The organism is Microbacterium sp. ZOR0019, assembly GCF_000800925.1.
Lineage (GTDB): Bacteria > Actinomycetota > Actinomycetes > Actinomycetales > Microbacteriaceae > Microbacterium > Microbacterium aurugineum.
In genome coordinates this window covers 22501-46125 of record NZ_JRKC01000025.1, presented here as the reverse complement: position 1 = coordinate 46125, position 23625 = coordinate 22501, and the positions used below count along the sequence as shown (strand labels likewise).

At 62.1% G+C, this 23625-nt stretch carries 17 protein-coding genes; 8 read left to right on the top strand and 9 right to left on the bottom strand.

Annotation, left to right across the window (positions count from 1 at the left end; genetic code table 11):
* Window position 1: 1 nt before the first annotated feature.
* Window positions 2-379, bottom strand: a complete 378-nt coding sequence (locus tag L978_RS07410; protein WP_047521871.1) for a hypothetical protein — start codon at window positions 377-379, stop codon at window positions 2-4.
* A gap of 446 nt (window positions 380-825) precedes the next feature.
* Here L978_RS07410 and L978_RS19285 point away from each other — a divergent pair, with 446 nt between their 5' ends.
* From L978_RS19285 to L978_RS18730, 4 genes are all read left to right on the top strand, one after another.
* The gene (locus L978_RS19285; protein ID WP_442921809.1) at window positions 826-1191 is read left to right on the top strand and encodes a helix-turn-helix domain-containing protein; all 366 of its coding nucleotides are present in this window, start codon (window positions 826-828) and stop codon (window positions 1189-1191) included.
* Between the two features lie 326 nt (window positions 1192-1517).
* Window positions 1518-2933, top strand: a complete 1416-nt coding sequence (locus L978_RS07400) for an ATP-dependent nuclease (RefSeq protein ID WP_197055626.1) — start codon at window positions 1518-1520, stop codon at window positions 2931-2933.
* Window positions 2930-3760 carry a hypothetical protein gene (locus L978_RS18325; protein WP_052193403.1) on the top strand — a complete coding sequence of 277 codons (831 nt, stop codon included), beginning with the start codon at window positions 2930-2932 and terminating at the stop codon, window positions 3758-3760. Before L978_RS07400 ends, L978_RS18325 begins: the two co-directional genes overlap by 4 nt.
* A 137-nt stretch (window positions 3761-3897) precedes the next feature.
* The gene (locus L978_RS18730; RefSeq protein WP_156118251.1) at window positions 3898-4647 is read left to right on the top strand and encodes a hypothetical protein; all 750 of its coding nucleotides are present in this window, start codon (window positions 3898-3900) and stop codon (window positions 4645-4647) included.
* On the opposite strand, the gene L978_RS07380 is transcribed toward L978_RS18730, so the two are convergent.
* The 5 genes from L978_RS07380 to L978_RS07360 form a co-directional block, all read right to left on the bottom strand.
* On the bottom strand, window positions 4644-5456 hold the full coding sequence (locus tag L978_RS07380) for a GIY-YIG nuclease family protein (protein WP_047521864.1): 813 nt from the start codon (window positions 5454-5456) through the stop codon (window positions 4644-4646). The genes L978_RS18730 and L978_RS07380 overlap by 4 nt on opposite strands.
* Window positions 5453-6538: a PIN domain-containing protein gene (locus tag L978_RS07375; protein ID WP_047521862.1), complete on the bottom strand. Its 1086-nt coding sequence runs from the start codon at window positions 6536-6538 to the stop codon at window positions 5453-5455. The genes L978_RS07380 and L978_RS07375 overlap by 4 nt, the downstream gene beginning before the upstream one ends.
* 6 nt (window positions 6539-6544) lie before the next feature.
* Window positions 6545-8872, bottom strand: coding sequence for a hypothetical protein (locus L978_RS07370; protein WP_047521860.1), 2328 nt, complete (start codon window positions 8870-8872; stop codon window positions 6545-6547).
* Window positions 8869-10644 carry a site-specific DNA-methyltransferase gene (locus L978_RS07365; RefSeq protein WP_052193402.1) on the bottom strand — a complete coding sequence of 592 codons (1776 nt, stop codon included), beginning with the start codon at window positions 10642-10644 and terminating at the stop codon, window positions 8869-8871. The genes L978_RS07370 and L978_RS07365 overlap by 4 nt, the downstream gene beginning before the upstream one ends.
* 133 nt (window positions 10645-10777) lie before the next feature.
* Window positions 10778-11053, bottom strand: coding sequence for a hypothetical protein (locus L978_RS07360; RefSeq protein ID WP_156118250.1), 276 nt, complete (start codon window positions 11051-11053; stop codon window positions 10778-10780).
* Between the two features lie 596 nt (window positions 11054-11649).
* On the opposite strand from L978_RS07360, the gene L978_RS07355 reads away from it, so the two are divergent.
* Window positions 11650-12756, top strand: coding sequence for a hypothetical protein (locus tag L978_RS07355; RefSeq protein ID WP_047521856.1), 1107 nt, complete (start codon window positions 11650-11652; stop codon window positions 12754-12756).
* 5 nt (window positions 12757-12761) lie between these two features.
* Here L978_RS07355 and L978_RS18725 read toward each other — a convergent pair whose 3' ends face one another.
* The 3 genes from L978_RS18725 to L978_RS07335 form a co-directional block, all read right to left on the bottom strand.
* Entirely contained in the window at window positions 12762-14471 is a 1710-nt protein-coding gene (locus tag L978_RS18725) for a hypothetical protein (RefSeq protein WP_156118249.1), read from the bottom strand.
* A gap of 206 nt (window positions 14472-14677) precedes the next feature.
* Window positions 14678-16033, bottom strand: a complete 1356-nt coding sequence (locus L978_RS07340) for an RES family NAD+ phosphorylase (RefSeq protein ID WP_047521850.1) — start codon at window positions 16031-16033, stop codon at window positions 14678-14680.
* A gap of 184 nt (window positions 16034-16217) precedes the next feature.
* A complete protein-coding gene (locus tag L978_RS07335; RefSeq protein WP_081996955.1) occupies window positions 16218-21605 on the bottom strand; it encodes a DUF3320 domain-containing protein in 5388 nt (1795 codons plus the stop codon).
* A gap of 290 nt (window positions 21606-21895) precedes the next feature.
* Between L978_RS07335 and L978_RS07330 the strand changes: the two genes are divergently transcribed.
* The 3 genes from L978_RS07330 (at window position 21896) to L978_RS18320 (ending at window position 23612) form a co-directional block, all read left to right on the top strand.
* Entirely contained in the window at window positions 21896-22405 is a 510-nt protein-coding gene (locus tag L978_RS07330) for a hypothetical protein (RefSeq protein WP_047521848.1), read from the top strand.
* A complete protein-coding gene (locus L978_RS07325; RefSeq protein WP_047521845.1) occupies window positions 22405-22887 on the top strand; it encodes a hypothetical protein in 483 nt (160 codons plus the stop codon). Before L978_RS07330 ends, L978_RS07325 begins: the two co-directional genes overlap by 1 nt.
* A gap of 155 nt (window positions 22888-23042) precedes the next feature.
* Entirely contained in the window at window positions 23043-23612 is a 570-nt protein-coding gene (locus L978_RS18320) for a hypothetical protein (RefSeq protein ID WP_052193400.1), read from the top strand.
* Window positions 23613-23625 lie beyond the last annotated feature (13 nt).

The window sequence follows — 23625 nt, the reverse complement described above, 5'->3', positions numbered from 1 at the left end:
ATTACTTCTTCAGCGTCTTGAGCAGCTCTCCGCCGCTCTTCTCGTCTTCACGTACGAGCGACACGATTAGCTGTGCGAGTCGCTTTGCGTCAGGCTCGGGCCGGGCGACCCCGCGCACCGTCACGACGCGTTGTGGGCGGGGCGAACCTTTCAGCCGCACGGTCTTGACCGGCGGGTTGGCGCGACGTTCCGCGTCTTCGGCAACGACGCGTTCGAAGTGCGCATACGCTCGGCCGGCTTGGTTGGGAAGACTCGGATGAAGCTTGGTCATCTCGCGCCGGTAGGCGAGGGTATCGTCGTCGTAGAGCTCCTTGCTCGGCGCAAAGAACCGATGTAGGTCGCGCTGCTCGAAGTATTCCAGTTCGGCGAACAGCCCCATACGAAACTCCCATGCCGTCATCAGGCGGTGACGTTGGGCTAGGTAAGTGGCATCAGTGAGTCGGGGCACGGTACGCATTCCTCCGTATTGAGTTATGCGCCGAGTATGCGCTTCTCCCCCGGAAAATGCATCCATAAGCACCATGTATGAAAGCGCGATATGAACGCCCCGGTACATCCGACAGAGGTCAGAAACTCCCGGGAAGTACGTACCGAGCCAAGACACCTTGCAGGACTCGAACCTTTCTACAGGGGTGATGTCTGCGAGCATCATTCGCCAAACATGTACCGGGACATGAAAAAAGACGCCTGAATCAGCGCCTTCTACCTCTGTTATTTTCTCACTTGAGAACGATAACCATAATCATTTTGGTCGACCTTATTAACCTCTGTTCCACAAATTCAGAAACCGGGGTAACGGTGGCCAGATTGCGAGCGATTTCAGCCATGACCGGAGATTCCGTGAGAAAGGAGTCAGCCTCCACTGGACGCCGGAAGTGGACTCGGTTGAGCGACGCCGATCGCGCAGCGGTCGTCACTCGCTATGAAGCGGGCGAGACCTCCACGGCTCTGGCGAGCGAGTATGGGGTTGCGAAGTCTACGATCCTCGGAATTCTTCGTGCGAACGCGGTGGTCGTGCGGCGCCAGCCACTGACACCGGAGCAGGTGAGCGAAGCCGCCCGGCTCTACGGGTCTGGACTTTCGCTATCACAAGTGGCTACGCAGCTCGACGTGAACCAGGAGACGACGCGAGTTGCGATCCTTGGGGCCGGTGTCACACTGCGTCCGCCGACGACAGCCAAGTCCGAATAAAGGAAGTCAGGGCGTCGCGGCCGGGGCTTTCGGTCTGATGCTTACATCCTTCGATAGATTCCAATCGTGTGAAAACCTTGGGACGCAAGCACGCTGAGTTGGCGGTGCCGCTCCCTGTCGTGAGGGAGCACGGCGGGCGTGTTTGCGGTCCCGTCAACTCGGCTTGCTCCCGCCGATAAGCTCAAGCCAACCAGAGGAGGTCGTTCAGAGTCATGGCGCGTTTTCATGTTGTGGACTCAGCTCGTGCACCTGAGGGGGCAGCCGCCGGTGACGTTGTTCTGACCAAGGTCATCTGGAACGACTGGTACCGTTGGCGGACCCTGTACATGCTGTACGTTGTCGACGCCGACAAGGATCTGACACGGGTCGGCCACGTCAAGATCGCCGATGTCACGTTCGAGAGCTATGCGAACGACGAGGAGTTCAGAACTCCACTCCAAGCGACGTTCTCACGTCTGGGCAAGTCCTACGCATCGCTCGGGCAGGACCAGAGCTACTACGAGAAGCTCCTTGCAGAATTGGGCGCGCAGCGCACGGGAGTAGTGCTTCGTGGTCTACAAGACCTCGCATACTCGCCAGAGCGGATCGATGGGTTGTGGGAACACGGCGTCATTCATGACTCTCTGTTCCGAGAGGTCGGCGCAGAGACCGCAAAGACCCAATTCCATCGCATTGCTCACGGTGGCAGCGATCTCGTGCCCTACAAATTCACGTTCGTGCAGCCACCAGAGGATGACCGCGATCCGACACTGCGGCTTCCGTTCTCGGTCGAACCCGACTCAGAGCCACCCACCAACGTCCACGTCCTAATCGGCCGGAATGGCTCCGGGAAGACACGCCTGCTTCATTCGATGGCGCGCGAGCTCCTTGGCGTCGACAGCGTGGAGGTTCCCTCCGGGAGCTTCGACTCCACCGAGGTGGGCGGACCGGGGTTCACGAACCTCGTCTTCGTCTCATTTAGCGCCTTTGATCAGTCGGACCTGCCACAGGAAGGTGCCGAAGGGCTTAACGTCACCTACTCCCGGATCGGGCTGCAGGAGGCAGACGGGACACTCAGCCCAGAAGAGCTTGCTAAAGCATTCGCGGGGAGCGCGCAACGCATCTTCCAGAGGGGCCTTAACTCGCTTTGGAAGGAGGCCCTCCGAACACTCGAGAGTGACAAGAACTTCCGGGACGCGGCGGTCGCGGACCTGGTCGAGGAACAGATGAACCTTGGCCCTGATGGACAGCCTCGCACCGAAGCGGAGGAGACCTTTAGGCGCCTGAGCTCGGGACACAAGATCGTCCTGCTCACAGTGACGCGCTTGGTTGAAACGGTCGTCTCACGTTCACTCGTGCTGCTCGACGAGCCGGAAGCGCATCTGCACCCGCCACTACTCAGCGCGTTTGTTCGCGCGCTGTCGAGCCTGATGCAAGAGCGGAACGGCGTCGCCATCGCCGCCACCCACTCTCCCGTGCTCCTGCAAGAGGTACCCCGAGAGTGCGTGCTCGTTGTCCGCCGCAGCGGAGGAACCAGCAAGGTGGACCGTCCGGTGCGCGAGACCTTCGGCGAGAACGTGGGCGTACTGACCCACGATGTCTTCTCCCTGGAGGTGACCCGCGCCGGCTTCTACAAGCTGCTTGAGGAGGCGGCCGAAGAAGCTGACAGCTACGAGGAAGTTCTCAAACGGTTCAGATACCAACTTGGCGGCGAGGCACGCGCACTTGTTCGCGCCTGGTTCGCCTCTCGGGGTAACCAGTGATCATCGTCGATCGGCCCGACTTCAACGTCGCCGACATCATCGCTACGTTCGGCGAGACCATGAATGAGAATCGCATCGTCCATCACGCAGAGGACTTGGAGCAGGCCGAGGCCAGCTTCCATCTGCTGGCGGATGACGAGCGGCTCTATGAGTTCCGAAGCCACAACGCCGCTGTCGAGATACCGTTGCGAACCGCCGTCAAATGGGCCTACAAGAACCGGCTACTAAGGGGATCGGCGCGTGGCTATTACAACCGGCTCCGCGAAGCATCACGGCTTGGTCGCTGTCCTCTGTGCCTCGTTCGAGAGGCCTCCGAACTAGACCATTACCTCCCGAAACGGAAGTTTCCCGAGTTGGCGATCGTTCCCATCAATCTCGTGCCGATCTGCGATGAGTGCAACGGGACAAAGCTGGAGTACGCAGGCGAGAACCCGGGCGACCAGATCCTTCACGGCTACTACGACGACTTCGCGACCCGCCCCTGGCTTACCTGCATCGTCGACGAATCACCAGGTGCGCCACTACACTTCAGCGTCGTACCCGAGACGAACTGGACAGCTCATCAAGCCGCGCGAGTCCAATTCCACTTCGAGAAGTTCGGTCTTGACACCCTCTACGCGGATCAGGCGGCCGTGGAGCTCACGGGCATTCGGGGCTATCTGGTGGGCCTCCTTGACACCGGAGGCCCGAGCGAAGTCTCGGCCTACCTGGCGGAAATGGCGCAGAGCCTCTCTGCGGAGCCGGCACTGGTCTGGAAAGAGGTCGCGTATCGCGGATGGAGCGAGAGCGAGTGGTTCTGTGCAGGGGGTGTGTCGGCGGTTGCCTAGGCGCATCTACCCAGTTCCGAACTGATCAGCCGCTACGGTTCCAGCCACGCAAATTCAGGAACCACGAAGCGCTGGTTGCCCAGGCACGCGGTGCAGAGAAAGGTCCGATGAGCCGGTGTCTTCGTAGACTTCGTTCTATGTCGCCAGCGCTCTATGAGGACACCTGCGGGCCCAGTAGCCCCGACCTCGTGGCTAATGTTGCCAACTTTCTCGAGCGAGCGGAACGCATCGCGCGCCATCCGCTCGCAGGGAAGGACGCACAGTTCAGCGTGCAAATGCGCCTCGATCTCAAGACCGGCGAACTCGGCGCAACAGGCTTCGATCCTCAAGTGCTCCCTGATGACGACTGGCTCGCGATGGCAGTAAGGATGCGCCCCATCGTCTTCCTTGAAGACGACCCTGTGAGCATCAATAGACTCACCGCGCAGATCGAACGAGAACATCCAGAACTGCGGGGTCGGCTGAAGCAGGCGCGACGCGGCCTGGGCGACTGGAAACGGAATGCCTTCGTGTACGCCGGCAATCTGGGCGGTTCGCCGGGACCGTTGAGACCAGGTGAAACCCACGATCAAGTCGTCAGAATCGGGCCTCCCGGCGTGTCCCCCTCAGGTGTGCCACTTGAAGGCCTTTCTACCGACTACCACTACGCAAACCTCTACCTGAACGCTATGGTCTGGCATTCCGACACCGACAAGGCGATCGAGTACCAGTCCGCACCGGAGCACATGAAGCTTCACTACCGAAAATGTGCAGAGATACGAGTGCTGAGTGCAGCGAAGGACATCATCCCGCCGCTTAGACAGTGGATCCTGGATGCCATCGAGGATGGTCACGACCTGGGAAGTGGTGACGGCTGCCGGCGAGACCGGGGCCATCCGCACCTCTAGTTGCGGTTGAGTCCGTGCTTACGGCTGTCGAGCGCGACCTTGAAGTGGCTCTCCGACGCATCGATCGCCGAGGTGGGTGTGGACGGATCGAACACGCGCAGCAGGGAATAGCGGAAGGTCGAAGGATCGAGACCACGGAGCTCCACGTTGCCTCCGTGGCCGTTGGTCGCGTAGGCGGTCCAGCGTTGACGGATATTTTCCTCACCGTCGGCCTTGCCGACGTACTGACGGCCGTCACGGGTGTCAGTGATCAAATAGATGCCAACAACTGAAGAAAGCGCAGTTCGCCAAGAGGCGTAGCGATGCTCGCGCATGACGGCCTGGAGTTGCGCGTAGTCAAGGACGAGCCTGTCAAAACCCGGGAATGGCACGGGCTCGGCATCGGCGATGCCCATCACCGGGTAGCTGGCTGCCGTACTGGCACGCATCCACCAGGTCCGCGGCGAACGCCACCCGATGACCAGCCGTCCGCGCAGGTCCGTCATGTGCTCGGACTCGACCATGTCAAACACCCGACGTACGCCATCGTTCGAGATCTCACCGCGGCTCTCGATCACGGCCCATAGCCGTGCTTGATCGCCACCCTCGCGGATAAAGACGACCCAATAGCGAGGTGGCACCCCGGGGAACCGCCTCGTGTTTGCAGACTGGTTGCGTGTGTATTCGAGGATCTCGGCGTCGGTCGAGTCCGCGTGGATTCCCGAGATGCCGCTGTCCTCGTGCTCCCGAACGTAGGCATGGCGAATCACTAACGCCTCAGAAGCATCAATGCCTGCGTCAAGCAAGATCGCTCCAAGGGCAAGCGTCACTTTGCGACCTGCTCGCGACTCACCAAGATGCTCGACAGAGCGGCGTCTACTTCTGCCCCTTCGCGGGCAATGCGGACATCAGCCACAAGGGTGGACTGGATCGTTCGCGTTGCCTCGTGATAGTGATCGTCAAAGTCGCCGTAGGACACACTCCACTCGCCATCGAGAACACTCGCGTCGCCTCGGTAGACCATGCCCTCGAGGGTGAGCGTCGCACCAACTCGAACGTCCCAAATTCCGACACCGTCGATCGTGTCGACAAGGGTCGCTTCGAGCGACTCTCGCGCGATGTCGACCGCCACAACCATTACAGTTTCGATGGAAGAGAACGTGAATGGGAAGCCCCCGAGGTCTTCCCACGCCTGGCCCGCTAGCCCCTCGAACACCGCGAGCCCGGCTGCACCCGCAGCACTCGGCGCTGCAGGCTCATCCTCGCTCGCAGGAGGATTCACACTGGGCGTTCGAATCTCGCGCACGCGCGCCACGATCGAACTCAGCTGATGCGTGAATTGCACCACAATGTCAGCTGGGACGTCCACCGCGAGGTCAGGGTGGAGTGCGCCCTCGAACGCGAAATCTCTTACGTTTCTGCTCACGAAGTAGATCTCGCTTGCGCCTACCGCAGCCAAGGACTGCCGCGCCCAGCAGACGAAGGTTTGCCAGATCAGGGCATCGCGGTAGCCCTTCCCGTCCTTGTCGAACGGCTTGCGGATAGCCAAGTCTCGACCAATGAGTTCGTCGTGGCTGACCTCGGGCAACGGCAGCACCTGAACCTTGCGCCGTGCAAGACGACCTCGAAGGGCGCCTTCGATGTCGTCGGCCAGCCGAGAGTTCAGTGTTGCCTCGATTGAGTGCGCGGCAAGTGCTGCGATCGACTTTTCGATGGCAGCACGCTCGTCGTCCGCCTTCTTCATGATTTGACGGGTGAGTTCGCGCACTGTCACTTCGGAGACAGCTACAACTACGAGTCCAGATGTGATCGCCGCCTGGAGAGAATCCCAGCCGGCAGATTCGAGCGAGGAGTTCGCGGAGAACTCAGTGGTGTCAAGAAAGACGGCGATCTGGCCGGCAGCAGCTACCACGAGACGTCAGCCTGCTTCGTTGTCCGACACGGCCGCTGGGGGTGCAAGCCGTTCCAGCGCTTCGACGAGGCTATTCACGTACTCAGGCGCGGCAGCGCGACTCTTCCGCGGGCGGACGAGCGTGTATCCGTCCGTGTCGGAGAGCTGGTGGAAGTCGTTGCTGACCTTGCCCTTGGTGAGGAGCGCGATCTTCGGTCGATCTATCGTGAGTAGCTTGCCGCGGACCTTCTCTTCGAGGATGTGCTTGCCTGTGGGGTCGATGGCGAAGCACTCTCCATCAACCCACCAGAGGAAGTCGGGATAGAAGGTGTTCGAGGAACCGACTTTGATCGGCAGCAAAACTCCGTACCCATCTCCTCGGGTGGGGTTGCGCATCCAGATGCCGCGGTTGAGGGAGTCGAGTGCTTTTGCGAACTCGAGTTCCTCACTATTGAACTGGTTCTGGGCGTACCGGGCATGCACGGCGTTGTTGAAAGAGTGGAACTTGTCGACCGTGGGCGAGTGCGCCGACGGGGACCACCTCTCCTCGCCATGGATCTCATTGGGGACGAGTTCGACCGTCGCCTCGAAGGCTTCCGCAATTGCGTTGGCGCGCTCTGACAGCATTGCCTGCGCTGTCGACCCCGAGCATGCCCATTGCTCGAACGCAGGTCCCGTGAAGAGTTCCGGCTCAAGCAGGTGAGCGCAGTGACGAGCGCGCAGCTGTACTCGACGACGTAGATACTCACCGTTCTTGCGCCGCATGCTCGCCGCGATCTGCTCATAACGGGTCGAGTCTTCTTCACCACGCAGCGAGATCTTCTGGATGGACTTGCGTCCCTTGGCGAGCAGATCCTCCGGCGCGAACGGCTGCCGAGACATAGCCTGCGCTTTCTTCTTCTCGTCCTCCAGTTCCGCCTCCCCCAGGACGTATTGCGGCAGCCAGACGTCGTCGGGGAGATCCGCTTTCGATGGAACGTCAGGAAGCGCGTCCTTACGAGTCTTCAGCCGGATGGAGGGGCTGGCCGATGGGTTCGTCTCATCGACCGCGTACAGCGCCAGCTCATCCTTCAGACCGTTGACGATCCCTTCAAAGGTCTGATTCGGGACGCGGACCAGGAGCGTCGAGGTGTTCAGCCGGTCATCCACGTAGTGGTGGGCACCGGGCTGGCGCAGCGCGCGGCCGATAACCTGGGCGATCCGAACGTAAGAGTTTGACTCGTCATCGAAGTACTCGATGTATGCCTCGGGATCGTCCCAGCCCTCCTGAAGCGCACGGTTACAGATGATGTGCGTGTGGTGGGGCTGGAGCTCAGAAAGCGACGAGACGCGAACAGCTTCGTCCGGAACGACCTTGGTCTGCGTGTAGATCGCGATCTCTTGCGCGGGCACCCCACGGGCGCGGAGATGCTCCCAGATCGCGACCGGACGCGAGATGATCTCATCCTTCCGAGGATTGGAACGCTCCACGATATACAACGCCTTCGGCGTAATCGTCGCACCTTCCGCCAAGGCTGCTTCGGAGAGCTCCCTGTGGAGACCAACCGCGGCGTCAAGAAGCTGGTCAGGGTCAGAATCGTAGTTCTCGACCATGATGGTGTGCTTCAGAAGCTCATTCTCGACGACGTCTTTCGTCTCCACCTTGTGACGGCCACGGGCAGCGATCTCCCGTGCGCGATCATCGCCGTCGACTACCTCAGCGAACCGATCAAACAGCCCGCCGCTCGGCGGGGTGGCAGAGGCCAACAGGAATCCCACGGGGCGAAGCCCAATCAGTTGCTCGAGCTGCGTTGTGGTCTGGTTGTGGCTCTCGTCGTAGACCACCCAGAGCGGACGCTGCAGCAACGAGCGAAGCTGATCCCAGGGCGACCTATCCCCACCCCAGTCCTTGTGGATGCGGTGCATGTTGAGGCGAGCCGACTCGCTGCCTTCGGAGTCCGCGAACTCCGCCTCGTTCCATGAACCGACGGTGGTGACCCAAATCGTCAGGCCGGTTGTCGACTCAATGAGCTCTTCCCACTCCGCCTTGCTCGGGCGCTCGCGAACGACGCGTGTCCCCGCCGGGAGCAGGTGAGCATACTTCCCGTTCAGGTTCCGATAGGTCTGATCCGCCACCGCACTCGATTTAGAGGTCCAGAGGACAATAGCTGGAGTGAGGTCGGACACAATCTTCGCAAGGATCGGAGTCTTACCGGCGCCCGTCACCGCCTTCAAGTGGCCAATGAACGGGATTGGCGTCTTGCCGAAGTAAAGTGCACCGTCCTCCGCGTAGTACTGCACCCACTCAGCTGCAGCTTCAGCGATCTGGTTCGCCGCGATCTCCTGAAACTCGAACAGGCGAAGCACGTTGCTCACGAATTTACCTCCGCCAACTCGGCCTCCACTTCCTCCGGCATCTGGTCCTCAATCTGCAGTGCCGCCAGAATCTCGTCAGGAATCTGGCAGAAGACAAACGACTTGGTCTCGCTGATCGTGCAGGTGGTGCCGTAGATGCGCATAGGGGTCTTCAGCCCGATTCCCTTCGCTTCCGCCAGCGCCTCGTTGATGACCGAGGCATTCACTTGGCTGTTCGTTGATCCGAACCAGACCAGCGCGAGCGCCTCACCACGCTGATTCGAGCCGATCACCCACTTCTTGCCACCGATCGGTTTGATTCCGGATCGCGTGCCGGATCGATCTGTCTGGCAAATGACGGCAGCGATCTTGTCCTTCTCAAGGCTCAGGATCGCTTCCCGGTCAAGCTGCGCCCCAGTCGTGAGGAACGCGAAGCCGGAGTCAAAGCCATCGTGTTCGATAGCAGAACGCAGTCGCGGCGCAACGAGTGTGCGGGCGTACGGATCATCCTCGTTGCCCTCTTCGATCAGAACGAAACGACGCCGTCCACCGTCACGAGCGTTAAGGCTCATGACAGCGTCGCCAGTCGTGCCGCTGCCCGCGAAGGCGTCGAGTACGAGGGCATCCTTGGAGCCGGCAGCGCCAACCAGGAGCTCAATCAGCTCCACCGGTTTGGCATAACGGAAGCCATCGAACTCTTCGCCGAAGAGTTGCTTCAGCCGATAGCTGCCCGCGCGTGCGTCGAGATCGATAACACTTCTCAGAGTGCCCCGGAAATCCTTCAGGTAGTCCTTCATCTGGACGATCTGCTCATGGCGACGGGGGAAGACGACCTTGCCCTCGTCGATGTATCGCTGCATCGTCTGCGGCGGGAAGCGATAGCCGTTTGCCGGCATCCGATAGGTCCCACGAGCCCTTGGGTTGTCAACGACTCCCGATTTCGTGACCCCGTACTCGTACCCGCCCTTCTTCGGGTTATGCACTCGATAGGCGACCTGGTACGGTCCGTTCTCATCGAGGTGCGTGTAGCGGGCGAGGCGCCCGAGCGAGTCTCTTCCGTTTGCGCGAACCAGCGAGCCCCATTCCTTCGCCAATGCCGCACCGTCAAGCCCTGACTGCACCAGTTCTTCGTACCGTTCAAGGAGCACATCGCGCATCTCGTCGGCGACCGAGCTCCACACCTTCGGGACGAAGTTGATGTCTTTCGCGTAGCAGACGATGTACTCGTGTTCCGTCTGGATACGCGACGGGTTGTTGTCGGCGGATCCTCGCCAGGTGATGACACCGATGCGGTTCTTCTCGTCGAAGATCTCGTCCATCAGCATCAGAAGTCTTCCGAGCTCGATGTCGTTGATCGATACGAAAATCACTCCACTATCCGCCATGAGGGTCTTCATCCCGACGAGCCTGGGCGCCATGTAGTTCAACCACTTGGTGTGGCGTCCACCATCGACGTTCGAAACGTACGTCGCATCGCTGGCATCTGCATCAGGGTCGTGGTAGCGGGCGTCGCTATACCGGAAGTCGTTGCCGCCCCGGTTATACGGAGGATCGATGTAGACCACGTCGATCGCATCGGCGTACTGCGTCCGCAGCGAGACCATCACCTGCAGGTTGTCGCCCTCGATCACCAAGTTGCGACCCTGCTCTGGCTGGAACGAGAGCTCGTCGTTCTGTTCGAGCACACGCGGGACGGGAACCAGCGACCTGTAGGACCGGCGTCCCTGCCAGTGAAGGTGCAGCCCCGCTTCCTCGCGCACACTTTCGAGGTCTGGCCAGTCGTTGTCCGTCATGCCGTCCAGTTTGGCAGGGGGTACCGACGTTGGGCGATTTGATGGTGCGAATCTAGCGTGGCGGTGTCGTGCAGCACACCGCTTTCTGGAGATGAACCCGTCGCCGGACGGCGGGGAGCAGGCGGGAGGCCGCTCACTGAACTGGCCGGGCCGGAGGCCTCCAGTATCGACGCAGGTCGCGTTCCATCTCGGACTTCAGCTCGTTGAGTGCTGCGAGCACTGCTTGATCACCCTCGCTGAGTGGAGACGTTGAACTGTAGCTCGCGAGGATTCGATCATTACGCGCTTTCAGAACGTGCAGGCAAATCTCGGATGCAGCCTCGAACCCCTCAACGTGTGCGGCCTCGACATGATCGCTGGCGGTGGCGCGCATGCGCTCCTTCAGCTCTGCAAGGAATTCTTCGATCACCGATACCTCCTGGACGCCCAACACCTGATCGGCACACGATATCGCGTCGGAACGCTACTCAACGCAGCTCCGCAGTCTGATCGTCGGACAACGCCAGGGTCTCCCAGTCGGAGTGGTCTTCAGCGCTGAGAACGAAGGGCCCTCGCCGCGCGGCCCAGCGCTTGAGTGTCGGGCCCTCGTTGCATCTTTCCCGGTGTACGACGGTTCGTCGGATGTACCCGCCGCCGGGCCTCTTTCGTCGCAGCCCAAAGCCCGCCGTGTCGCTTCCAGAACGGGTCGTTGTGAAGATCGTGAATGAAGGCGTGGCAATCAGGGCACACTGGCACGAGGTCCATGAGGCGTTCCGCACCGAGGTTCTTGTACGTCCGGTGGTGGAGGTGCATGCCGGCGACGCGAGGGCTGTCGCAGACGAAGCAGTTCTTCGGGAGCTTGGACGACCAATACCGCTCGCGGACAGTGCGCCATTCGGCCGACTGGATGTAGGCGCGGTACTGGTTGGGGCCGTACTTTGCGCGGCCAGGTGCGGACATGTCACTGATGATGCCGTATGCCGCCGACACTGGCATTCGGGCAGAGTGAGGCGCGATGCTGGTTCCATGTCTACGACGACAGCCGATGCCGAGCAGAAGGTCTACGAACACGAAGGAACGCTCTGGAGGCCGAAGTCCGGTTGCACGTCCACGTTCGATGACCTCCTGACGGCGCAGCGACGTTGGTTTGAGATTTTCCATGAGACGGACTGGAACCCGTGGCGAGAGAAGGAGCTCCAGCCCGAGGTGGAGTGGGCAGAGAAGGTGATGGGTGAGTGGGAACGCGCGGAGCCCGACCACCGCCCGATGACCAAGCGCCGTGTCGGCGCGATCAACGCCGCAATCACCCGCAGGGTCCGGGCTGCACGGCGGGCCGACGAAGCCCGCTGGGAGGAAGCTAAGGCCAGCTATGACCCAGAACGTGAGCGCGCTCGCTACGCGCTCCTTGAGCAGCAATGCATCGCCGTCTGCCAACGAAAGGAAACGGTGGAGCTCAAAGGTGGAACCCGTTTCCCCGGGATGGCTCCGGATCGTCGCGCCCAGCAGGTGGCGGAGCTCGAGGCGAAGGTCGCGAACCGCACCCGCGAGATCGCCCGGCTCGAGTGCATCGTCGGAGACCCAGAGACGGTCATTGACGAGGGCGGCAAACTCCCCCGTGACCGCCGTAAATGGAACATTATCTGCTACGGCATCCTCCGGCGCCGCTGGATCGAGGAGCGTCGCGAGACTGTGGCGGAGCTACGTCAGACCAGAGCCAGCACGAAGGACCGCAAGGAGAAAGCGAGCATCGATGCGCAGCTGTGGAGCGCGGAGCGGCGACTGAACGTGCTGCTGGCGGTTCCACGCCTCGAAACCGAGGACACGTGCGCGGACTGCTATACGCCGCAATATCAGCACGACTACGGCGACGTCTTCGAGACGAGTCCGTGTCCAGCGTGGCCATTGAATGCCGCCCGATGGGAACGGGTACGAGAAATCCTCCGCGGTGCGCAGGAGCGGATCGACGCAACGAAGCCCGAGCAGCCAAAACCTCAACCACTCGCTACGCTGCCTGGCAACCTCCCGATCGCCGAGGTCATCGAGCGGTTGTCGAAGCTCCAGCAAGAGCACCCGGACGCGGTCGTGAAACGCGGTCGCGCCAACCGTTGGGGGCTTTGGCCGAAGGAGCAGTAACGCACTCAATCGGCGCGTGAAGGCTCCCGTCCTAGTTCGGCCAGCACGAGCGCCAGAGCCAGATCGCCAGCCCTCCCCCGGTAGTCGGTGTCGTTGCCGATCGCCATGGCCTCGGCGACCACGATCGCGCCGTCGCTCTCGCCGACGCGAGCCGCGATGCGATCGAACAGTCGACCTGCATTGTAAGCGACGGACGGCACGCGTCCATGGGCGCAATTCGGAGCGCACGGTGCGTAGAACTCCCCGCCCACGCGCTCGAGCGCAGCCCTGAAACCACCCGCGGACCAACTTTGATCGGTGCGTAGCCATTCGATGAGCTCTGCGCGGTCCGGAATCCGGTCGTCGCAAGCACGACGGAGTTCCTCATCGGGCGAGCCGGTGAGCGCGTCACTGACGTCGAGCGGGGTCGCGCGCATCGGGTTGAGGCCGAGCACGACGCGGAATACGATGTCCGTCGCTGCGCTGAGCGGCAGATTGATCGTGTCTTCGTTGAAGGGGCCGCCGAGGTCGTCGGGTGCATCGAGCGCGCGTTGCACCCATTGCGCGAACTTGTTGACGGCGTGGGTCGAGGCCTTGTCTCTACTGAGACCAGCAATGCGCTCATAAGCGGAGATCGCATCGCGCGAGGATGACCACGCCATCCGGTACAACTGCCCCAGCGAGAAGTTCACCGCGGCCTTCGCGACATGCGTACGCAGGGCCTCCAGGTGGTGTTCTGCCGGATCCGGCAGATTGAGCGAGCCGAGGTAGTAGCGGAAGTACCGCACGGCTTCCTCCGCGACAAGCTCCTGCGAAAGCGCGATGAGATCGTGCCGATCCGTCGACCACAGCGCATCGATCTGGAGGGCTTCTCGAAGGTATCCCGTGAAGCTCTGGAGGCGGCGGGCCAGCGACCCCTCGCCCGGAACATGAAACCGAGCCAGATGCGCGTAGAACGAGGTCGTGAGCTCAAGCGGATCGTCGTCGCCCCAGACGAAGGCCTGCGGCGGCGAAGAAGGGTGGATCAGCAGGAGGTCCGCATGGAGCGCCGCGAGGAACAGATCGCGGGCCGTCTCCGAACTCGGAGCGAGCGACGTGTCGTACTGCACTGGATAGATAAGTCCGTCCGGAGTGCCTGCGGCGTGGATGACTGCGAGCGCAGCGATTTTCGCGCGCAACGATGCCTTATCCACCGCGTAGCCGCCGTCATTGTCCTCACTGGGATACGTCGCTTCAACGACCTGGCGGCGGGATGCTTCGAGTTCGCTCTCCCGGGCGCGCTGTTCCTCCTGCCGGGCGAACTGCTCGGCCCGCGCGGCAGCTTGGATGCGCTCCGTCTGAGCGCGTTTCTCACGCTTGGCCTGAGTCTTCGGGTCGAGTACCGTGGCGGCGCGCTCATCGACAAGCGTGTTGCAGGACCGACATTCGACGGCAAGACCTCGGCGGGCATCAGTGAGTGTCTGCCGGGAGCTTAGGGTCAGCACTCCTCCGCACGACGAGCACGAGAAGGTGGGCGAGGAAGCTGTCAGGGCGGCGCCCGCAGCGTAGTGGGCTGTCCCAGACCACGGCTTGAAGTCAATCTCGCCGGTCTTCCGCGCCCAGCGGATCTCGTTTGTCTCGGCATCGATCCCCATGTTTTCCCAGTACTGCTCACCGACGGCGTGAAGCTCGGCTGGCGCGTCCGAGTTGCGGTCAAGTATCAACTCGAAATCGACGGCATCGGCAGGATCTCGCATGGACCAATCGTATTCAGGCTGTCAGACGTCGGGCGGTCCATGGCCGCATGGACCGCATATTCGAGTGATCGGCGTCATCCGCGGTGGAACGGATTCCACTTGAGAAAAGGGGCGAGTTGCTCGGCTGTCGGCTCGTCGATTCTCGGCACGATCAGCCCCGGAGTCTTCAGCGGGTCGGCCTTGTCAATAGGGACGCGGCTATGTGCCTACCAGCCAGAGGTCATGAACATCGGATTGGGATCGTCCCAGCCCTCGTCGACTTGCTCGATCTCTTGCGCTCGAACGCTGCGGACAACCCTGTGCATGGTGATGTCATCCGCCGATAGCGTGAGCGTCGGATGCCGCTGATTCAGACGAGCCAGTTCGGCCGTAGTCGGCGGATCTGACTGAAAGTCTGTGCCGTGGCCATAGAACAGCGCGATGTTGCGGGGGCCTGTACTGTCGTCGTTGGCCTCCTCTTGGAGGATCGGTTTGCCTGGTCCGGCTTCGGCGTTGAGCTTGTCCGTGAGATGGGACGGCCACGCGATGCCGTCGATGTGATCGACCGGAACCCATCGCAGCCACTCCGCGACGACCTGAGTGGGCGTGTAGTCGAACGCTTCTCTTCCGTCGAGCACTACGGGGGCAGTGATCATGTCTGTGAAGTGCTTCTTGAAGCGCGCGAACATCCAGCGTCTCCGACTGTCGTCATCCGTTGCGAAGATGCTCGGCAACGTCGTCAGCGGCCGGCTGAAGTCGAGTATCCTCAGTGCCCTCGTTGTTCTGAACGCCCCCATGATGGCCTCGTCGTATTCGGAGTGCAGAGCAATCTCAGCGATTGCGACTTGCAGGTCGTCGGCTGAGTAGAAGAGGCTGATCCCAGGCGGCGAAAGGCGACCGTTCTTCGCGAGGTTAGATGGCGCGGACCCCAGCTGGGTACTTGGTTCAGCGCGCACTTCGTCGAGTAGACGGCGAGCGTCGTCGGTCATGCGTCCGCGGTACAGTCTCGATCCTGCCGACAGCTCCACCACTAAGTCGGACTCGACGTAGGCAAGCAGCGATTCGAGGAACCTTCCGATTCTGGCGGGGGGTTCTTCCTCGAAGCCAGGCCGATCAGATGCTCCGATGACGACGAACCGGCTCTCTGTTCGGACCGTTGCGGAGTAGGCGTCCCAGCCAAGCATCGACGGGTCGATGGAGTCACTCGGAATCCAGGAATCCGAGGAGCTGGTTGCTGCAATCAGGCATTCGACGACTTGCATGGCGTATGCAGGATCAATTGCTTCCTCGACGGTCTCGTAGACCACGTAGGTGTCGTCGTACTCCTCGTCGTACTGCCATGGGTCTCCGCCCCCATCCGTCCACTGGTACAGCCACGTGACCACGTCCCACACCCGAGTTCCGAGTTCGTCCATGGCGACGGCGAAGGGCTCCGTGGAGCGCTCGGACGTTCGCGGGCAGAACGAGCATTCAAACTTGTCAGCGACTTCGCCGAGAGCGTCGCGCAACACGTCGTCTGTGATGTGACTCAGGCAGACGGTCTCTTTCATTCCGCTGATGCCGTAGAAATCCGATTCCTCCACGCGCTGATGCTATCGGCACCCTCCTCCTCGCAGTCAGAGGGCGAGTGACCTTGCGCTGTAACCACGGCAAGGATCACGCTGATGGCTTCACGCGCCCCAAGCGTCGCGACGACCCTGTGACACTGCAAACTGTCGCCTCGAACGGCTGCGTTCTCGTCACTCTCGCTAGTACCGGATGATGACGCTACTTAGAAGGTGCTGCCGACAAGGTATCTCCGGATTCGGCGAGAACCCCGCGGGCAACAGCGCGGTCGACAGCTGCATTCACGCGCTGGTCGACGATGGCACCCGTCCGTGTCCAGCCGAACTGGCGCGCGATGGCGTTCACCACCTCTGAACGCGACGCTCCGCCGACATCTCGTACGAGCATCTCGGCGGCGAGCGCGAACTCATCGAGGTGGACCTGGTCTGGCTTGCGGTTGTGGTCGCGTGACCGCACCTTCGTTACGGTGCGGCCCTGCACATCGACGAAATCGCCATCTCGGGCGAGGCCCGCCTTCGTGATGGCGAGGTCTATGTTGTCTTTGAGTCGGGCGGTGACTCGGCCGACGGACCACCATTCTCGGATGCGTTCGCTGACGGTGTCGAGGTGAACAGGCCCTTCGACCTGGACGAGCGCTTTGAGGGGTTCGACCAGGTGGAGGTGGTTGCCGGGCTCTGCGGGCTGGACCCAGTAGGGCAACGCGACGGGTTCCGCTTCGATGTAGTCGACAGCCCAACTGAAGGGAACTTCGACCTCCGCTGCGCTCGTCTCGACCGTCGCGCGCGGAATTGTGAAGTTCCGCTGACGGGTCGCTGTTCCCGAGACCGCGGCTTCAATGGCCGCCCGAAGCCGATCTTCCTCCTGCTGACGATCTCGGTACCATCCGGTGCCCCAGATCCGGTGAAGGGTCCAACCGAGGCCTGACAGCACTTGGTCCCTGAGCCGATCCCGGTCGCGTGCGGCGGGTGCCGAGTGGTACTGGTAGCCGTCGCACTCGACGCCGAGGGCGAAGGAGCCGGGCTTGGCGGGGTGTCGCACACCGATGTCGATGCGGAAGCCGGCGGCTCCGACTTGGGGCTCAACGACGTAGCCCCAGGACTGTATCGCCCGTATCACGGACTCTTCGAACGGCGAGTCGGGCATGAGGCCAGTCACGGAGGCTTGCGTGCCGAGCGTGGAGATACCTCTGCGTGCGAAGTCGAGGTACGCGCGCAGGGCTTCGACGTTCTCGTTCAAGGAGGGCGGGATGTCGCCTGCGTCCATGGATGCGACGACCTCGATGCGTTGCCGCGCGCGGGTGACTCCCACGTTGAGGCGACGCCATCCCTTGTCCTTATTGAGGACACCGAAGTTGGTGGAGATCTTGCCCGCTTCATCTGGGCCGTACCCGATGGAGAAGACGATGACGTCGCGTTCGTCACCTTGAACCGACTCGAGAGACCTGACGAAGAATCCGTTCAGCCGGTCGCTCTTATCGAAGTGAGGATCGAGATCTCTGTGCTGCGTGCGAAGCTCGTCGACGGCTGCGACAACGGCGTCGGCCTGCGCGACGGAGAAGGTGACGACACCGAGGGAGAGACCGGGCCGTGTCCGGTAGTGCTGAATGACTCTCTCTGCGACGGCCTTGGCTTCCTTCGGGTTGTCTGCTCCCCCGCCTCGGCGATACATCCCTTCTACGTGGAAGAACTCGACTCCGACATCCGGTCCTTCGTCCTGCGCGGACGGGTAGGTGACGAGGTGCCCCTCGTAGAACCGGTAGTTCGAGAACGCGATGAGGGCTTCGTGACGCGACCTGTAGTGCCACCGGAGGCCCAGGTTTCGGAACGCGCCGGAGGACTTGGCGAGTTCGAGGATCGAGGTGAAGTCTTTGACGTCAGAGTCCTCCTCGTCGGAGTCGTCGGATTCCACCGCCCGTTCGAAGAACTGCGACGGTGGAAGCTGCTTGTCGTCCCCGGCGAGGATGAACGATCTGCCGCGGTAGATGCAGTTGATGGAGTCGCCCGGGGTGACCTGGGACGCCTCGTCGAAGATGACCACGTCGAACTTCAGATCGTGCGGAAGGTACTGCGAGACCGCCAGCGGAGACATCATGAAGACCGGCTTGATGGCTTGAATCGCCGTACGTGCCTGGGTGATGAGGTTGCGAACCGCCATGTGGCGTTTCTGCTTCATCCCCTCCCGCCGGATCAGGGCGGGCTCTCCCAGCGACGTGTTCGCTGGCCGCCGAGTGTTCGCGGACTGGATGATGTCGCTGGTGGCTGCCGCGACGATCTCTCGGTCGAGCTTCTGGAACTCGGCGACGAGAGCTTCTCGGTCGCTGGCGAGTAGTGGATGTAAACGGGTGTCAGTGCGAATGTGCTCGTCCGCCCATGCGCGCAGCAGCGCGCGCTCGATGACTTTCGGAACGGCCGAGGCCTGCAGGCGCTGCACGATGCAGAAGTTGACGGTCTCGTCGAGGTCGAGTTCGCGAAGCTCGGCACGGATTGCCTGGTAGTCGAACCACTCCTGTTGACCGATGGTGTCGGACTGCAAGTCCGTGAGCAGTTCGAAGGCAGTCGCGAAGTCGCCGAAGTCCTCCCGCAGTTCCTCCGTGCGCGACGAGTCGAACGCGTTGAGGATCTCGTCGCGCGCGCTTTCCCACTTCCGAAGGACAGGCTCAAGGCTACCGACGGATGAAGACTGACCCAGAGCAGATACTTGATGAGGCGAAAGCGCCCCGCCCGCCAGCTCGCGAACTCTTCCTGCCCATCCCAGGGCGACGTCGACGCCGGACAGGTCGGTGCGGAAGCCCTGGTAAAGCGGACCGAACCGGGCGTTCATGTCGGTGGTCGCCAAGTCCAGTTCTCGCGCACAAGCTCGCGCATCCTGGACTGCAGCGATGACCGCCTCAGCATCTCCAAGAGTGTGCTCTCTGCCGGTGTTTGCCGACACGGACTCGATCCGCTCAGCGGCGCTTCGCATCGGGGCGACATGCGCGGACAGCCAGGCGACCGAGGCTGCAGGTGGCTCCACGAGAAGTTCCGGTCGCCCGGCCAGAGCAGGAGGCGACGCAACACTTGCTCGCCAGTTGGCAAGCTCGAAACGCACAGAGTCCGCAACTGCCGCCTCCGCGGGATCAACCGTCGAGGAAGCCAGGTAGGTGACCGTCGAGCGGGAGACCGCGTGGCCGCTGAGCGTGATGACTTCCTCGGCCGCTCCGAGGTATCGGTCGACCGCTTCCCAGTCGGTAGAACGTCCCTGCCACCACCGCCCGAGTAGGTGTCCGGATGCGATGCCGGCGGCTTCGAACTTTCCGACGGCATCAGACCATGCGATGGCGTCCGACAGGTGAGCGATGCCGGACTTCACTTCCTTCGCGTCGGCAAGGAGCGCTCCGAGCGCTTTCTTGTCTGTCCGGTACGCGCCGGACAGCTTTCGGAGTCCGGTGTGGAGGTTGGCGAAGCGGTCCTGGAGATCCCGCAACGGTGCCGTGAGAGCGCTCGGAGTGAAGAGCCCGCTCGCTTGTGATTCACTGTGCTCGAGCGCGAGCGCTTCCAGGCGAAGGGTGCTTGTGGCTTCGCGGGCCGCGTGGAGACCGGGGGCTGTGAGCCAAGCGGCTTCGATGCCGGGGAACTCGCGATGTATATCGGTGATGCGCACGACACGGTCTGCATCAGCGAAGGATACCGGGGCGGCCACGCCGGTGAGGTGGGCGAGGTTAGCGACGGCGTTGGTGGCAGCGGTGAGCGATGCCGCCCTGGCCTCGAAGGAGGCTGCGGTGGCTCTCAGCGTCTGTGCGGTGAGCCCGGTGAGGTCGATTGCCCCAAGTACGGTTATGGCCTCGGGGCGCGAGGGGAAGTCGACGGGCAGCTGGTCGTAGGCGACACCGGCCTGCTCGATGACGAGGTCAGCGGCGCGGTGATACGTGGTGACGAGCTCGCCAAGTCTTTGACGGTCTGCGTGGGTTGCGGTCTGGTCGACTGCGGTCAGCCATTCGTCGTTGACGAATGCGGGTCGCTGAGCGTGTTGGAGATCCAGCAACTCCATCAAGGTCGTCGTTTGGCGGGGTGTGCGGAGGCCGAACGAATCGACGACATCTTCATTGAGGCGAATCGTGCCTTGAAGCTCGTCAAGGGCGCTCACCGCGGCGTAGAGGCGCGATTCGAGCGAGGAGGGATCCGTGACGGCACGCCAAAGGAAAGTCGAACCCTGGGCAGCAGGGCGCCATGTTCGTTCAAGGCGAGCGAGAGTGTCGCCGAGCGCCGCGCGGCCCTCTTCGGACAGTTGGAGAGGTGGGCGACTCGGAGCGGGAGCCACGGGCACGTGGACGAGTTCGGCGAGTTCACCGAGGACATCGTGAAGCGATGCCTGCAGTGGTGTGCGGCGCTCGTTCATCGCCAACGCGTACGAGTTGAGTCGGCGACGGCGGTCCTCAAGAGCTGAGCGAGAGGGGGCTGTCATCCCGAGGGGTGGCTGAGCGACATTGTCGAGGGTCCGGAGGAGTTCGGATGCGACATCCTTGCGGTTCGTCTTGTGGGAATGCAGCTCGAGAAGGTAACTCTCGAGGCCACTGTCCTTGAGCCGGTTCTTCACCACATCAAGTGCGGCGATCTTCTCCGAGACGAACAGTACCGACTTACCGGCGTGCATGAGCGCGCCAATCATGTTGGCGATGGTTTGAGACTTGCCCGTTCCTGGCGGTCCATCCATGACGAAGCTGCGCCCGGCCAGAGCGGCTACGACAGCGGCACGCTGGGAGGAGTCTGCGTCGAGCACGAGTGGTGTGCGTTCCGGCGGGGCGACCTCGTCGATGTCGGCGGGATCAACAGGGTCGAACTGGAACTCGTCGCTCTGAGACGTGGGGTCGCTGTTTGCCAGGGCCTGGACTACCGGGTGGTCGAGGATGCTCGCTTCGTTGTCAAGGAGGTCCTTGTACATGGCCTCTTTAGCGAAAGAGAACGTTGCGAGGTGAACCTCCGGCTCGAGTCTCCACTCCTTGAAGTCTTTCGCTTTGGTCAGTTCTGCGGTGAAACGGTTCAGGATCTCCGACACGGTCAGCCCCTCGACCTCCTCGTACGTCGGAAGAGTGATTCCGAACTCGTTGAGGCGAAGAGGGAGGGCGGGGTTCAGGACGGCGTCGTCCTGCCCGCCCTTGATCCTCGGCGTCGCCCGAGGCCCCTCCGGGACCAACTCAACGGGGAGAAGGTAGATCGGACTGGTCATGTCCGTCTTATCCACGTCCTGCCACTTGAGCATGCCGAAAGCGACGTAGAGCACGGAGAGGCCGCGGTCGAGGAACTCTTCGTTCGCGCGGCGCATCAGAGTGCGGACCACGGGACCGATCTCCGCGTCTGCGCGTGGAACGTGCAGAAACGCCCCGGGGCGGGCCGGGCGCGCTTCGCCGCTGTCCAGGTCTATGACGTCGCCTACGAAGCTCTGGAGCTTTCCGGAACGGAGCAGATCGAGGATGGCGTCCGCGGAGGGAGCATCGAAACTCAGCGAGGATGTCCTGGGAGCCCTGAAGCGGAGGAGACGGCTGCGTCGATCCAACCCGATGAGCCCCTCGCGCCATGTTTTCAACGCAGCACGAGTCTCAGTGGTAGTGCCCATATCGCCCCTCCAGGTGTGCCGTCGGCTAACGATGAACCCTCACCCGACGCGATGCTTCCCCACATCGTATCGACGCGGCTTGCTCGCCCGGAGAAGAAGCTGCTCCACTCAGTCCGTCGCGCAGCCGACGCTCACTGTGTGATGCCACATACCGCGCGGGGGCCTGATCTCACTACGGACAACGGTGCGACGGATAGACACGCGCACGAAGCAACGTCACCCGGAGTGGATCACACCGTATGTTGCACTGTGTATTGATGGAATGCAGCACTTGCTATAGATTCTGAACTATGAACAACCTCATCGCTATCGACGTACCGCGGGAGATCGCCGAGGAAGTGCGCAGGTTCGCGGCGTTTCTCATCGCCGACCAGACGAACCGTCTCTCACGCACGGCCATTGCTGACGACGGGATTCCGGATTACCCGCTATGGCCTGACCAACAAGTCGAGCGATTCGCATCAGCACCCACGACAACAGCACGGGTTTACGTCAGGATCATGGATGCCGTTGTAGAGCAGGGCGCGGCAGGTCAGTGGCTCAGCATCGCTGAGTTGGCTGAGTGGACCGGGCAGACGGCGTCGGTGATCTCTACTTTTCGCACACACCTTTATCGCTACATCAACGCACACCTGCCAGAGGGAACTCTCGCGCCGTTCACGAGGGCGACAGGTCAGGACCTCCGTCCGGCCCGAGGACGCGAGGTCTACTACCGCATCAGCTCCGCATGCGCTGAGCAGTGGACGAGATTGCGCGACGGAATCGAGAGAACGAGCATCTTCGATGGAAAGGAGTCCTGATGGTCCTTTTCAAAGACATGCTCATCGACACGCCCTACCCGATCCTGGAAATCGAGGACCGCGGCGATGACAAGGATCCTCTGACTAGCGAGTGCACCTACTGCCGCCGCGAAGAGTGGGGGCAGAAGCACAGCACGCAAGACATCGTCGTAGTCCGCCGCTGGCGTGAACACAGCGTTTGGGCTCCGAACCTCGATGGGCCAGAGAACGGCGGCTGGTTCGAATGGCGATGCCTTCAGCATCCGTATGGATGGGAGAGTTCGCCGTACGCCGCGAACGCCCCCGACCATCTTCGTCCAGCGCCAAGTGCAAGGTGTGGGCACGTCAGCCTCGGGAGCCGATGCCAGAAGCGCACAGGCGAGAACTTCGATGGCCAGTGGCTCTGCAGCGAGCACTCCGAATCGGTCGTTGCGCGCCTCCGCATTGAGGAGCGCATGCGCGAACTCGACGAAGCAATCGCCGACTCGGAACAGCGCGCGTGACGATTTGGCGTTGCCGTCCACGATTCAGCAGCACGCACGCCCCGACGGGTCGGCAGGCTCACCATCGACCTCATCGCATCGAGCGATCACCTCAAGGATCGGGTGGCACCCAGAGACCAATCCCGCCGGTGCACAACGGCGGATAGGCTCACGGCATGACGATGGTCGAACCGCCTCCGCTGGATCCGCTAACCGGTGACGAGCGGTTACTCGGAGTCGACGCATCGGTGTCTGACTTCTGGCGGTTCGCATTGCCCGATGTGACCACGAACAATGTTCGCGGGTGGCTGGCCGAGTACCTTGTGTGGCGTGCCACCGGGGCCGAGCGGCCGGTGCGCGTCGAATGGGACGCGTTCGACGTCCTGTGGGGCGGCATCCGCATCGAGGTGAAGTCCAGCGCACTTGTGCAGCGGTGGTCGCAGCGCCAACCGTCCACGCTCGCGTTCTCAGGCCTCCGCGGAAAGCTCCTTGACCCTCTGACGAACACATACGCCGCCGAGTCGACCTACAACGCCGATGTTTACGTTCTCGCCGTGAATCTCGCAGGGCGAGAGCAGTTCGACCAACTCGACATCGGGAACTGGCGATTCGCCGTGCTCTCGCGCGTTGCGCTCGAGGCAACCGGGCAGTCAACACTTACCTGGGTGCGAGCACAGCAGCTCGCCACAGCGGTCGTCGGCTACGACGAGCTCGCGGCGGCGATCCAGGAGGCTTCCAACGGGTAGCGTTGGTGTCCCG